The organism is Kitasatospora misakiensis, assembly GCF_042656005.1.
In the GTDB taxonomy this organism is placed as follows: Bacteria; Actinomycetota; Actinomycetes; order Streptomycetales; family Streptomycetaceae; genus Kitasatospora; species Kitasatospora misakiensis.
The window spans coordinates 83,534-96,772 of sequence record NZ_JBHSOF010000007.1 but is presented as its reverse complement, the minus strand read 5'-3'; the positions used below and the strand labels follow the sequence as shown (position 1 = coordinate 96,772).

General features: G+C 72.3%; 9 protein-coding genes and 1 tRNA gene. 6 read left to right on the top strand and 4 right to left on the bottom strand.

Features of this window, described 5'->3' with window-relative positions; all coding sequences use genetic code 11:
- Positions 1 to 160 precede the first annotated feature (160 nt).
- A complete protein-coding gene (locus ACFP3U_RS08405) occupies positions 161 to 1,009 on the bottom strand; it encodes an NAD(P)H-binding protein (protein WP_380224645.1) in 849 nt (282 codons plus the stop codon).
- A gap of 44 nt (positions 1,010 to 1,053) precedes the next feature.
- A complete protein-coding gene (locus ACFP3U_RS08400) occupies positions 1,054 to 2,253 on the bottom strand; it encodes an acyltransferase family protein (protein ID WP_380224643.1) in 1,200 nt (399 codons plus the stop codon).
- Positions 2,254 to 2,526: 273 nt separating this feature from the next.
- Here ACFP3U_RS08400 and ACFP3U_RS08395 point away from each other — a divergent pair, with 273 nt between their 5' ends.
- From ACFP3U_RS08395 to ACFP3U_RS08370, 6 genes are all read left to right on the top strand, one after another.
- The gene (locus tag ACFP3U_RS08395) at positions 2,527 to 3,507 is read left to right on the top strand and encodes an NADPH:quinone reductase (protein ID WP_380224642.1); all 981 of its coding nucleotides are present in this window, start codon (positions 2,527 to 2,529) and stop codon (positions 3,505 to 3,507) included.
- Positions 3,508 to 3,571: 64 nt separating this feature from the next.
- On the top strand, positions 3,572 to 5,035 hold the full coding sequence (locus ACFP3U_RS08390) for an MFS transporter (RefSeq protein WP_380224641.1): 1,464 nt from the start codon (positions 3,572 to 3,574) through the stop codon (positions 5,033 to 5,035).
- A gap of 62 nt (positions 5,036 to 5,097) precedes the next feature.
- Positions 5,098 to 5,880, top strand: coding sequence for an alpha/beta fold hydrolase (locus tag ACFP3U_RS08385; protein WP_380224640.1), 783 nt, complete (start codon positions 5,098 to 5,100; stop codon positions 5,878 to 5,880).
- 70 nt (positions 5,881 to 5,950) lie between these two features.
- Positions 5,951 to 6,520 carry a hypothetical protein gene (locus ACFP3U_RS08380; protein ID WP_380224639.1) on the top strand — a complete coding sequence of 190 codons (570 nt, stop codon included), beginning with the start codon at positions 5,951 to 5,953 and terminating at the stop codon, positions 6,518 to 6,520.
- A gap of 218 nt (positions 6,521 to 6,738) precedes the next feature.
- Positions 6,739 to 10,740: an ATP-dependent RNA helicase HrpA gene (hrpA, locus tag ACFP3U_RS08375; RefSeq protein WP_380224638.1), complete on the top strand. Its 4,002-nt coding sequence runs from the start codon at positions 6,739 to 6,741 to the stop codon at positions 10,738 to 10,740.
- 167 nt (positions 10,741 to 10,907) lie between these two features.
- Positions 10,908 to 10,981, top strand: a tRNA-Asp gene (locus ACFP3U_RS08370).
- A 379-nt stretch (positions 10,982 to 11,360) separates the two neighbouring features.
- Here the strand turns inward: ACFP3U_RS08370 and bldC are convergent.
- Entirely contained in the window at positions 11,361 to 11,567 is a 207-nt protein-coding gene (bldC, locus tag ACFP3U_RS08365; protein WP_014137253.1) for a developmental transcriptional regulator BldC, read from the bottom strand.
- 605 nt (positions 11,568 to 12,172) lie between these two features.
- Positions 12,173 to 13,072 (bottom strand): DUF8083 family protein, encoded by a 900-nt coding sequence (locus tag ACFP3U_RS08360; RefSeq protein ID WP_465261956.1) that lies wholly within the window; start codon positions 13,070 to 13,072, stop codon positions 12,173 to 12,175.
- Between the last annotated feature and the right edge of the window lie 167 nt (positions 13,073 to 13,239).

Here is a 13,239-nt window from a genome sequence, read left to right as displayed (position 1 = left end):
AATGGCGGATGACTGCGCCGTGCTCACGCTAGGGTCCGCGCCCCGCTCCGCTAAGGTGCGCGGCCCACCCGTCCGGCGCGGACGGTGGTGGCCCGGCCACCGGAGCCCCGACCGCCGGTGCGGCGGGTCCGGATTCCGGTGTGCCGGGCCGGGTGCCCGGTCAGGCGGTGAAGTCGGCCGCGTGGTCGCGGGCCCACTCGGCGAAGGTCCTGGCGGGGCGGCCGGTGAGCCGCTCCACCGTGTCGGACACCTCGGTGGGGATGCCGTCGGAGCCGGCCCAGTAGCCGACCACCGCGTCCATCACCCAGACCGGCACGATCGGGGCGAGCGCCTCGCGCGCCTCGGCGTCGGTCAGCTCCTCGAACTCCAGCGGCCGCCCGAGCGCCTCGGCGAGGTCCGCGAGCTGCTCGCGCTGGGTGATCGAGCGCGGACCGCTGATGAAGTACGCCTGGTTCTCGTGGCCCTGGCCGGTGAGCGCGACCACCGCGACCGCGGCGATGTCCTTCTCGTGGATCGCGTCGCTGTGCGACTCCGGGTACGGGAAGCGGATCCGCCCCTCCGCCCGGATCGACTCCGGCCAGCCCCACATCAGGATGTTGGTGGCGAAGTTGTGCGGCCGCAGGAGGGTGTACGGGATCCCGGAGGCGACGACCGCCTCCTCCACCGCGCGGTGCATCTCGACGATCGGCTTCTGCACCGGGAAGGCGTCCACCACGGTCTGCGAGGAGAGCACCACGACGTGCCGGACGCCGGCCTCCCGCGCCGCCGCGAGGAAGCCGGCCGTCCCCTGCGGCACCGCGTAGAGGAAGACCTTCTCGACGCCGGCCAGCGCCGGGCCGTAGGTGGCCGGGTCGGTCAGGTCGAGCACGGCGGTCTCGACCGGGGCGGGCGGTGCCAGCTTCTCCGGGGTCCGGGCGCCGGCCCGGACGTCGGCGCCGGCCGCCAGCAGCTGCGCCAGCACCTCGGCGCCGACCTGGCCGGTCGCCCCGGTGACGAGGATCTTGCCCATGGGTACGGCTCGCTTTCTCGACGGTCCGTCGAAGAGTCGGAAGGTCAGGGGGTCGGTCGCGCGGTGGTGGCCGCGGCCGGCCGGCGGCGCGGGGAGGAGAACCGCTTGGTGATCGGATCCTCGACGAGCCGGTAGAGCACCCAGGAGAGCAGCACCGTGATCCCGATCGCGAGCAGCAGCAGGCCGATGCCCTCGGGGGTGGAGTACATCCGGGTGCCGAGCAGGTCGCGCAGTTCGGTCAGCACGATGAAGTGCAGCAGGTAGAAGGCGAAGGAGATCTCCCCCAGCCAGGTCATCGCCCGGTTGCGGAAGATCGTGAACCGGCCGTCCCGGTCGGCGATCGCGGCGGCGGCGACGAGCAGCGCGATCGGCACCACGGTCGTGGCGCGCTGGGCGTACAGGTAGGGCACCCAGCGGGTGGCGACGTAGCCGGCGACCAGGAGCAGGCCGGACCAGACCATGCCGATGTCGCGCCAGCGGCCGGAGCGCACCGCGAGCGCGACCAGGATGCCGAGGGCGAAGTCCAGCAGCCGCACCGGCGGGAGCACGTAGGCGAACCAGTACTGCACCACCGAGGACTCGTAGCCGCCGGCGACGCCGGGGGTGTCCGGCAGCACCAGGTAGGCCAGCGCGGGGGTGGCGACGATGGCGGCGACGGTGCCGCCGATCCAGTACAGCAGCCGCTCCGGGCGGATCCGGCGCAGCGCCCGGTGCAGCAGCGGGAAGGAGAGGTAGAAGACCAGCTCGGCGCCGAGCGACCAGCTCGGCGGGTCGACGCTGAAGTAGGTGTTGAAGTCGGGTATCCAGACCTGCACCATCAGCAGGTTGAGGACCGCCGTCCGGGCCGGGGTGTACGCACCCGCGAAGAGGACCATGGCCAGCGCCCAGGCGACCACGTAGTTCGGGACGATCTTGACCAGCCGGCGCCGCCAGAACCCGGTGGCCGTGTCGCCGGGGCGGGCCGACCAGGTGAGCACGAAGCCGCTGAGCACGAAGAAGAAGGCCACGCCCAGGCCGCCGGCCTGGTCGGCGAGGTCGACGAAGCGGAACTCGGTGCTGTCGTCGGCGAAGAACCGCAGGGTGGGGATCGGCAGCGCCGCGTGGTACGCGAAGACCGCGAGGGCGGCGGGGAAGCGCAGGCCGGTCAGGGACGGCAGGCGACTGGCGGAGGGCTGCGTCGTCCGCGCCCCGCTCCCGCCGGCGGGTCTCGGTCCCGGCTGGGCGAGGAGTCGGTCGGTGGCCATGGTTCCGTCCTTGGGTGTCGAGCGGTGAATGTCGAGCGGTGAAAGTCGAGCCGTTGGCGGTCGAGCGGCGGGTCGGGCCGGTGGCAGGCCGGCCCGACCCGGAGGGCAAGTAAACTACTCCGTGCAGATGAGAGATTGCACCGATCGGTGTAGCATCTATGTCAGGTCGGGGGACAACCCGTCCCCACCCGGCTTTCCGCCCGAGACAAGGGAGTTGACGAACGATGCCGCGATCCGCCGCCGCCCGTCCGCGCCTCCCGCAGGATCGGCCCCATGCGTGCAGCGTTCATCCCGCGGCTCGGACCGGCCGAGGCCATCCGCTACGGCGAGGTGCCCGATCCGGTCCCCGGGCCCACCGATGTCCTGGTCGACGTGGCCGCCGTGTCGGTCAACCCGGTCGACACCTTCGTCCGCTCGGGGCTCTTCCGGACCTCCCTGCCCTTCCCGTTCGTGATCGGGCGGGACCTCGTGGGCACCGTGGTCCGGGCCGGCCCCGGCGCTCCCGGCTTCGCCCCCGGTGACCGCGTCTGGTGCAACAGCCTCGGCCACGACGGCCGGCAGGGCGCGGCCGCCGAGCGGGCCGCCGTCCCCGCCGACCGGCTCTACCACCTGCCCCCGGGCGTGGACCCGGCGACCGCCGTCGCCGTGGTCCACCCCGCGGCCACCGCGTACCTCGCCCTGTTCACCCACGGCGGGCTGCGCACCGGCGAGACCGTGCTGGTCGGCGGCGGGGGCGGCAACGTCGGCGGCGCCCTGATCGTGCTGGCCGCCGAGGCCGGCGCCCGGGTGGTCGCGACCGCGCGGCCCGCCGACGCGGAGCACTGCCTGGCCCTCGGCGCCACCGAGGTCCTCGACTACCGCGCCCCCGACCTGCCCGACCTGATCCGCGCCGCCTGCCCGGGCGGCGTCGACCTCCACCTCGACAGCTCCGGCACCAACGACCTCACCACCGCCGTCGACCTGCTCGCCCCGCGCGGCCGGATCGTGCTGCTCGCCGGCGCCCGCTCCCGACCCGAACTCCCCGCCGGACAGCTCTACATGAAGGACGGCTCGATCCGCGGGTTCGTCATCTCGCACGCCACCGGCGCCGAACTCGCGGGCGCTGCGGTCACCGTCAACCGGCTGCTCGCGGCCGGCCGGCTGCGCCCGCGGACCCTGGAGATCCGGCCGCTGAGCGCCGCCGCCGAGACCCACCAGCGGCTGGAGAAAGGCGAGTTGAACGGCCGCCGGGTGGTCCTGACCCCCGGCCCGTGACAGCTCGCAACGCCGTCCTCCCGCACGCCCCCCGTCCGCCCCCGACGCCTCCGAAAGGCTTCCCATGTCCCCGTCCGCCGACGCCGAGCAGGCCGCCGGGCCACGCCGTTCGGGCCTCCTGCTGGCCCTGCTGGCGTTCGCCCAGTTGATCGTCTCGATCGACTACAACATCGTCTACGTGGCACTGCCGGAGATCGGCAGCGGCCTCGGCTTCTCCACCCAGACCCTCCAGTGGGTGGTCAGCGCCTACGCCGTCGCCTTCGGCGGCTTCCTGCTCTTCGGCGGCCGCGCCTCCGACCTCTTCGGCCGCCGCCGGATGTTCGTCCTCGGCCTGTTCCTCTACGCCGGCTCCTCGCTGCTCGGCGGCCTGGCCGGCACGCCCGGCCTGCTGGTCGCGGCCCGCGCCCTCCAGGGCCTCGGCGGCGCCTTCCTGTTCCCCGCCACCCTCGCCCTGGTGGTGCTCAGCTTCACCGAGGGCCGCGAGCGCAACCGGGCGCTCTCGGTCTGGGCGGCGGCCGGCGCCAGCGGCATGATCATCGGCTCGCTGGCCGGCGGGGTGCTCACCCAGGCCTTCGGCTGGGAGGCGGTGTTCTACGTCAACGTGCCGCTGGCGGGCGGCGCCGCCCTGCTCGCACCGCGGCTGATCAGCCCCGACGGACCGCGCGACGCGGCCCGCTCCTTCGACCTGCCCGGCGCGCTGACCGCCACCGCCGGGGCCACCCTGGTGGTCTTCACCCTGGTCCAGGGCCCGGCCTCCGGCTGGACCTCGCCGACCGTGCTGACCACCGCCGTACTCGGCCTCGGCCTGCTCGCCGCCTTCGTCGCGGTCGAGGCCCGGGCCGCCGACCCGCTGATGCCGCTGCGGCTCTTCCGCAACCGCAACCTCTCCACCGGCGTGCTGACCACCTTCCTGTTCATGGCGAGCTTCGGCACCCTGCTGTACTTCCTGACCGTCTACTTCCAGACCGTGCACGAGTACAGCGCGCTGCGCACCGGCGTCGCCTTCCTGATCCCGATGGTCTGCGGCTTCGTCGGCTCGATGCTGGGCGGCCGGCTCGCCACCCGGTTCGGCGCCCGCACCACCCTGATCGCCTCCTACCTGCTCGGCGCGCTCGGCACCGCCGCGACCGCGCTGACCATGGAGCCGGACGGCAGCTACGTCGCGCTGCTGCCCGGCCTGATCGTCCTCAGCCTCTGCCAGGGCGTCATCTTCACCACGATGTTCTCCGCCTCCGCGACCGGCGTGCACCCCTACGAGCAGGGCATCGCCTCCGGCATCGTCTCCACCGGCCAGCAGGTCGGCAGCGCGGTCGGCCTCGGCGCGCTGGTGGCGATCGCCAACGCCGGCACCGACGGCCTGACCGGCGAGGCGCTCCGCTCGGCCACCACCGACGGTCTGCGCACCGCCGTCCTGGTCGCCACCGGCGGCATCGTCGCCCTCGTCCTGGTCGCGCTCGGCTTCGACCGCGCCCCGCGCCAGGCCGCAGCCGTCGTCGACGACGCCTCCGCCGCCAAGAGCCTCGCCTGACCCCGCACGTCCCCCACCCCGCCCCGACCCGTTCCGTCCCCCCTCCGAGGAGAGACCCCACCATGCCCGTCGTCCCCACCCCCAGCGCCCGCGTCTCCTACACCGCGGAGGGCTCCGGCCACCCGGCCCTGGTCTTCGTGCACGGCACCGGCTTCGGCGCCGCGGGCACCTTCGGCCACCTCACCGGCGACTTCACCGACGCCCGCACCGTCCTCCTGCCGGACTTCGCCGGCTGCGGCGACACCGAGGACGACGGCGGCGAGCTGACCCCCGAGCTGCTGGCCGAGCAGATCGCCGCCGTGATCGAGGCGGCCGGCGACGGCCCGGCCGACGTGGTCGGCTTCTCGCTCGGCTCGGTGGTCGCCGCGGCCCTCGCCGCGCTCCGCCCCGAGCTGGTCCGCAGCCTGGTGCTCACCGCCGGCTGGAGCCGCCCGGACGACGCCTACCTGCGCAACCACATGACCACCTGGCGCGCCATCAGCGGCGACGCCGAGGCCTTCGGCCGGTTCGGCACCCTGACGGCGTTCAGCCGCGACCACCTGAACTCGCTGGAGCCCGACGCGCTCGACGGCATCATCAAGGGCAACGAGCCTACCGAGGGCGCGCTGCGCCACATCGACCTCAACCTGAGCGCCGACATCCGCCCGTTGCTGCCCCGGATCACCGCCCGCACCCTGGTGATCGGCTGCACCCAGGACGCCACCGTCCCGGTCGGGCTCTCCCGGGAGCTGGCCGAGGCCATCCCCGGCAGCACCTACGCGGAGATCGACAGCGGCCACGTCGTGCTCTACGAGAAGCCCGCCGAGTGGTCCCGGCTGGTCCGCGACTTCGTCCTCGGCGGCTGACCGCCGGGGCTTCCGGCGGTCCGGTCGACAGAGGTTCCCGGTACGGTTCCTGAGGCGTAGTCTGCGCGCCGTGAACGAACTGATGTTCCGGGGGAGAGACCGGTACCGCCCGTCCTGGTCGCACCTGGCCGTGCTGATCGTCCTGCTGGCCGTCCAGGGCTTCGCCGCCGGGCGCGGGCTCGGCCTGGTGGGCTTCCTCTGGCTCGCCGGTGCCACGCTCGCGCTCTCCGGCCTCGGCCTCTGGGTCACGGTCCGCAGCTGGAGCGCGGTCGGGCCCGAGGGCATCACCATCTCCTGGGGCTTCGGGCGCGGCCGCAGCTACCCCTGGGAGCGGATCCGCTGGATCGACGTCCGCACGGTCGAGGCGCAGGGCAGCACGACCTCGCAGGTGCGGATGTTCCTCGCCGGCGGCCGGCGCCGGACCCTCCCGGGGCTGCTGCACAGCGACCTCTACCCGTCCCCGGACTTCGACGAGCAGTACTACCGCGTCCGCAACTGGTGGGCGCTGAGCACCGAGGCCTCGGCCCGCGTCGAGCCCCGCCGGCGGCCGCGCGACCGGCTCACCCCCACCGTGGCCGGCGTCGTCGCCGGCCTGGCCATCTCCGCCGTCGCCGCCGTGATCTACCTCCGGCCGTTCTAAGGCCTGTCCGGGGCGACTTTGCAAAGTCCCGACGCGACTTTGCAAACAGCCCCTCGGGCCCGCGGGCCGAGCTCCCTCACCCACCGCGACCGCCGCGCTCCGGACGGTTTCCCCGGCGAACCGGGCCGCCGTTGGCAGCGGACGGGCGTCCCCTGTGACACTGGAGGCGCTCGAAAACCGAGGTGCGCTCCACCGCTCCTCCTTGCGAACCTAGAGGGATGCCCGCCGTGAGTTCTCCCGCAGTCCAGTCCGCCGCCGAGCCTGCCCGGAGCGACGGGCCCGGCATCGGCGAGCTGGCCGCGCGCCTGCCCGAACTGACCCTGCGCGACCAGGTGCGGATCGGCCGCCGGCTGGAGGGCGCCCGCCGCGTCCGCAAGCCCGAGGCCCGCGCGAAGATCGCCGCCGAGATCGCCGCCGACATCGAGAAGGCCGAGCTGCTGCTGGAGCGGCGCCGCGGCGCGGTGCCGGTGATCCGGTACCCCGCCGAGCTCCCGGTCAGCCAGAAGAAGGACGAGATCCTGGCGGCCGTCCGCGACCACCAGGTGGTGATCGTGGCCGGTGAGACCGGCTCCGGCAAGACCACCCAGATCCCCAAGATCTGCCTGGAGCTGGGCCGCGGCGTACGGGGCCTGGTCGGCCACACCCAGCCCCGCCGGATCGCCGCCCGCACGGTGGCCGAGCGGGTCGCCGAGGAGCTGGACAGCCCGCTCGGCGGGGCGGTCGGCTGGAAGGTCAGGTTCACCGACCAGGTCGGCCCGGACACCCTGGTCAAGCTGATGACCGACGGCATCCTGCTCGCGGAGATCCAGACCGACCGCGAGCTCCGCCAGTACGACACCCTGATCATCGACGAGGCGCACGAGCGCAGCCTCAACATCGACTTCCTGCTCGGCTACCTCAAGCAGCTGCTGCCCCGCCGCCCCGACCTCAAGGTGATCATCACCTCGGCGACCATCGACCCCGAGCGGTTCGCCCGGCACTTCGAGGACGCCCCGATCGTCGAGGTCTCCGGCCGCACCTATCCGGTCGAGGTCCGCTACCGCCCGATCGTCGACGAGAACGACGAGGACGGCGACGCCGACGAGGTCGACCGCGACCGCGACCAGATCCAGGCGATCTGCGACGCCGCCGAGGAGCTCCAGGCCGAGGGCCCGGGCGACATCCTGGTCTTCCTCTCCGGCGAGCGCGAGATCCGGGACACCGCCGACGCGCTCGGCAAGCTCCGGCTGAAGCACACCGAGGTCCTGCCGCTCTACGCCCGGCTGAGCTCCGCCGAGCAGCACAAGGTCTTCCAGCGCTCCTCCTCCCGCCGGATCGTGCTGGCCACCAACGTCGCCGAGACCAGCCTCACCGTCCCCGGCATCAAGTACGTGATCGACCCGGGCACCGCCCGGATCTCCCGCTACAGCCACCGCACCAAGGTCCAGCGGCTGCCGATCGAGGCGATCAGCCAGGCCAGCGCCAACCAGCGCAAGGGCCGCTGTGGCCGCACCTCGGACGGCATCTGCATCCGGCTCTACTCGGAGGAGGACTTCCTCTCCCGCCCCGAGTTCACCGACGCCGAGATCCTGCGCACCAACCTGGCCTCGGTCATCCTCCAGATGACCGCCGCGGGCCTCGGCGACATCGCCGCCTTCCCGTTCCTGGACCCGCCGGACTCCCGCAACATCAAGGACGGCATCAGCCTCCTGCACGAGCTGGGCGCGCTCGACCCGGCCGAGAAGGACGTCCGCAAACGGCTCACCCCGCTCGGCCGCCAGCTGGCCCAGCTCCCGGTGGACCCGCGGATGGCCCGGATGGTGCTGGAGGCCGACCGGAACGGCTGCGTGCGCGACGTCATGGTGATCGCCGCCGCGCTCTCCATCCAGGACCCGCGCGAGCGCCCCGCCGAGAAGCGCCAGGCCGCCGACGAACGGCACCGCCGGTTCAGCTCGGAGAGCTCCGACTTCCTCTCCTTCCTCGCCATGTGGCGCTACGTACGGGAGCAGCAGCGCGAGCTCTCCTCCTCCGCGTTCCGCCGGATGTGCAAGGCCGAGTTCCTCAACTACCTGCGGATACGGGAGTGGCAGGACATCTACTCCCAGCTCCGCACGGTCGCCAAGCAGCTCGGTGTCACCATCGAGGAGGCCCACGACGACGCCGAGCCGGACGCCGACCGGATCCACCAGTCGCTGCTGGCCGGCCTGCTCTCGCACATCGGCCTGTACGACGTGGAGAAGCGCGAGTACGGCGGCGCCCGCGGCGCCCGGTTCGCGGTCTTCCCCGGCTCCGGCCTGTTCAAGAAGCCGCCGCGCTGGGTGATGTCCGCCGAGCTGGTGGAGACCTCCCGGCTCTGGGCCCGGATCAACGCCAAGATCGAGCCCGAGTGGGTCGAGCCGCTGGCCGGCCACCTGGTGAAGCGCAGCTACAGCGAGCCGCACTGGGAGAAGAAGTCCGGGGCCGTCCTGGCGTTCGAGAAGGTCACCCTCTACGGGGTGCCGGTCGTCGCCCAGCGGAAGGTCAACTACGGCAGGATCGACCCGGAGCTCTGCCGCGAGCTGTTCATCCGCAACGCCCTGGTCGAGGGCGACTGGGAGACCCACCACCGCTTCTTCGCCGAGAACCGCCAGCTGCTCAGCGAGGTCGAGGAGCTGGAGAACCGGGCCCGCCGCCGGGACATCATGGTCGACGACCAGACCCTCTTCGACTTCTACGACGGCCGGCTGCCCGAGGACATCGTCTCCACCCGGCACTTCGACGCCTGGTGGAAGAAGGCCCGGCACGACCAGCCCGACCTGCTCAACTTCGAGAAGTCGATGCTGATCAACGACGCCGCGGACGGCGTCACCGAGGCCGACTACCCGGACCACTGGCAGCAGGGCAAGCTGCGGTTCACGCTGACCTACCAGTTCGAGCCGGGCAGCGACGCGGACGGCGTGACCGTCCACATCCCGCTGCCGGTGCTCAACCAGGTCACCGCGGAGGGCTTCGACTGGCAGATCCCGGGCCTGCGCGAGGAGCTGGTCACGGCCTGGATCAAGTCGCTGCCGAAGGCGGTGCGGCGCAACTTCGTGCCCGCCCCGGACTTCGCCCGCGCCGCGCTGCGCGAGCTGAGGAACCACCAGGAGCGCCAGGAGCCGCTGCTGCCGGCCCTGGAGCACACCCTGAAGCGCCTGACGGCGGTCACCGTGCCGCCGGAGGCCTGGGACGGCGAACGGGTCCCCGAGCACCTCAAGGTGACCTTCCGGGTGGTGGACGGCCGCAAGAGGCTCGCCGAGTCCAAGGACCTGGAGGAGCTGCGCCTGCGGCTCAAGCCGAAGCTGAAGGAGACGCTCTCCTCGGCCGCCTCCGGCCGGGGCATCGAGCAGTCCGGGCTGACCGCCTGGCCGGCCGGCCTGCCGGTGCTCCAGCGCACCTTCGAGCAGCGCTCCCGCGGCCACGCGCTGCGCGCCTACCCGGCGCTGGTGGACGAGGGCGCGTCGGTCGGCATCAAGCTGTTCGACACCCCGCAGGCGCAGCAGCAGGCGATGTGGAAGGGCACCCGGCGGCTGCTGACGCTCTCCACCACCTCGCCCGCCAAGTCGATCCAGGGCCGGCTGGGCAACCAGGCCAAGCTCGCGCTGTCGTACAACCCGCACGGGTCGATCCCGGCGATGTTCGAGGACGTGGTGGCCTGCGCCGCCGACCGGCTGATGACCCTGGCCGGCGGTCCGGCCTGGGACGAGGCGGCGTTCGCGGCGCTGCGCGACAAGGTCCGGGCCGATCTGTACGACCTCTCGGCGGACACCACGCTGAAGACGGCGACCGCGCTGATCGCCTTCCACAAGGCGTCGACCCGGTTGAAGGCGGTGAGCAGCCCGGTGCTGCTGAACGCGGTGAACGACATCCGGCTGCACCTGGCCTCGCTGGTGCACCCGGGCTTCGTCACGGCGACCGGCTGGCAGCGGCTGCCGGACCTCAAGCGCTACCTGCTGGCGGTGGACCGCCGGCTGGAGGCGCTGCCCAACCACCCGCAGCGGGACGCCCAGCAGCTGCTGAAGGTCCAGCAGGTCCAGCAGGCCTACGGGGAGCTGCTGGCGGCCGTGCCGCCCGGCCGGCAGCCGTCCCCGGAGGTGCTGGCGATCCGCTGGATGATCGAGGAGCTGCGGGTCAGCTTCTTCGCCCAGTCGCTGGGCACACCGTCACCCGTCTCGGAGAAGCGGATCCTGAAGGCCATGGAGGCGGCCAGGGCCACGCTCTGAGCCGCCTGACGCTGTCTGCCCCGTCCGGCCCCCGTCCTGCCCGCCTGAGCTGCGGACGGGCCGGGCGGGGGCCCTCGGAAGCCGTTTGGACCTGGGGGCCCCGCATGGGCTACAGTCTGTCTTGTTCGCAGCGCGGCAAGCGAAGCGAACGGATCAGGAAACACTCTGGTCCCGTGGAGCAGTTGGTTAGCTCGCCACCCTGTCAAGGTGGAGGTCGCGGGTTCAAGTCCCGTCGGGATCGCCGTAGTCGAGAGGCCCGGAACCGTTTGGTTCCGGGCCTCTCGCGTTTTGCCGGCCGGTCCCCTTACCCCGGACCGGGCCTGAGCCACAAGTCATCGTGCGTGTGACGGTCACCACGCACCCCCTCCGGGAACCGGTCGTTCGGACACCCGTTCCTGAACCCACTAATTTAATATGTAAAATAGTACTGCTATTCACAGTAAATCCCCCCCATCCCTTCATCCTCAAATCGTTATCCGGAGTTCGACATTCCGGGTGAGTCGCGTGAGTACGACAGTTCTGTAGAAGAACTGCGCCGGGGCAAAACAAAGGGGCCGCTTACCGGACCCGGCGGAGTCCGGTAAGCGGCCCCTTTCAAAGAGCCTTGAGCGGGGCCTCTGTCAGGCCTCGGTTCGCTGGGCCGGAATACCGGCCAGCAGGGCGCGCACCTCCGCCTCACGGTATCGGCGATGGCCCCCCAGGGTGCGGATGGACGTGAGCTTGCCGGCCTTGGCCCAGCGCGTCACGGTCTTCGGATCCACACGGAACATGGTGGCGACCTCTGCCGGCGTCAGCAGGGGCTCGGCATCGGGGGTACGAGCGGTCATGAGCGGCCTCCTCGGGAGAACCGAACCAGGGCGGTTCTATCCTTCAAATTCTGCACCTTGGCCCGCGATGCCCGAAATGGCATAGACGGGCCGAGTCGGTTATAGGACGAACGGCTTGTCCTGGTGTCTACAACTACACCATCCGTCCAGCCCTATCGACCAAACCGCCAAAATTGACCCCTCACGGGTTCAAGGCCGACGGATGGCGATGGACCACCCCATAACGGGCAGTCACCTTATAGTGACATTCGGTTACGAGAGGACCAGACCCGCCGTTTTCCCGCAAAGCACACATCGGCTCCAGAACCACCCAAAAGTGGGCACGCTCACGTGAAGTTGGGCTGGTTGTCCCATTTTTGCACATAGGGGTTAGTTCGCGTCAACGGTGAGTAGTGTCACGTTCGGCAGGTATTGACCCGAACTGGGACCTTGGTCATGCGGGCCGGGCCATAGGGCCCTTGCCGTCTTGCAAGTACCACCGACACCCCCTCCGACCAGCGATGACGCCGCCTCAGCCGGCCGGCCCACCGGCTCCGACCCGGCCGCTCGGCCCGCCCACCGGCTCCGCCGGCCCGTCCACCGGCTCCGCCGGCCCGCCCGACGGCTCAGTTCGCGTGGCGCAGCGCCAGCACCCGCCGCCAGCGCCCCGTCAGCGCCTCGTACGCGCGCAGCGCCTCCGCCGCGTCCCCCGCCCGCAGCGCCCGCAGCCCGTCCTCGAGTTCCCCCGCCGAACGGTCCGCCAGCAGCCGCTCCGGCCCCAGCAGATGCACCAGCCCCCCGTAGTCCAGCTCCACCAGCGACCGCGGATGGAACTCCTCCAGCCACCGCCCGACCTGCTCGGCCCCCCGCACCAGCTCCCCTTCCGGCACCGCCTCGCGCAGCGCCCGGTACGCCCGGGCCACCCGGCGGCGCGCCTGCGCCATCGGCGTCAGATAGAACAGTGACACCCCGTCCCCGCGCTCCCCCTCCTCCTTCTCCCCCGTCCCTGCGGGAACGAAGCATCGATCCTCGTCCCCGAACGGCAGGAACCACCGCACCGGCACCTCCCACCGGCTGGTGAGGATCCACGGCCGGGCGTCCGGATGGTCGGCCCGCCAGCGCTCCCGGTCCGCCTCCGCCACCTCCCGGGTGGCCGGCGGCAGGGCGGTGTCCAGCAGCGCCACCGGCGCCCCCGCGCGCAGCTCCTCCAGCGCCTGCCAGTTGCGCAGCCTGGTCGCCCACGGGCAGACGTACAGCACCCCGTCCACCAGCCGAACGAAGGCCCGGTCGGCCTCCCGGTCCGGCAGCGGCCGCGGGGTCCGGCCGATCAGCTCGGCCAGCGCCGAGCGCTGCTCCGCGAGGACCGCGGCGGCCACCGAGCGGCCCGCCTCCGGCGCGTCCGGCCCGTGCTCCGCCGCGTAGGCCTGCCAGCGCGCCCGCTCGGGTTCCGGGTACGCGGCCAGCGGCTCGTAGACCCGGAGGTGCGCGGCGTAGGGCGGCAGCACGGAGGTACGGACGACGGTCACGTCCTGCATCGTCCCACGCACCCCCGGCCGCCCGGGAGTGTCCGGCCGGCCCGGTCCTGCGGCGGTCCGGCGGCGACCCTGCCGCGGTCCTGCGGCAGTCCGTTCGCGGACGCACTCGCCGACCACGAACGGGCTGCTGACAGCCCTGCCGTCTCACTCCTCGGACA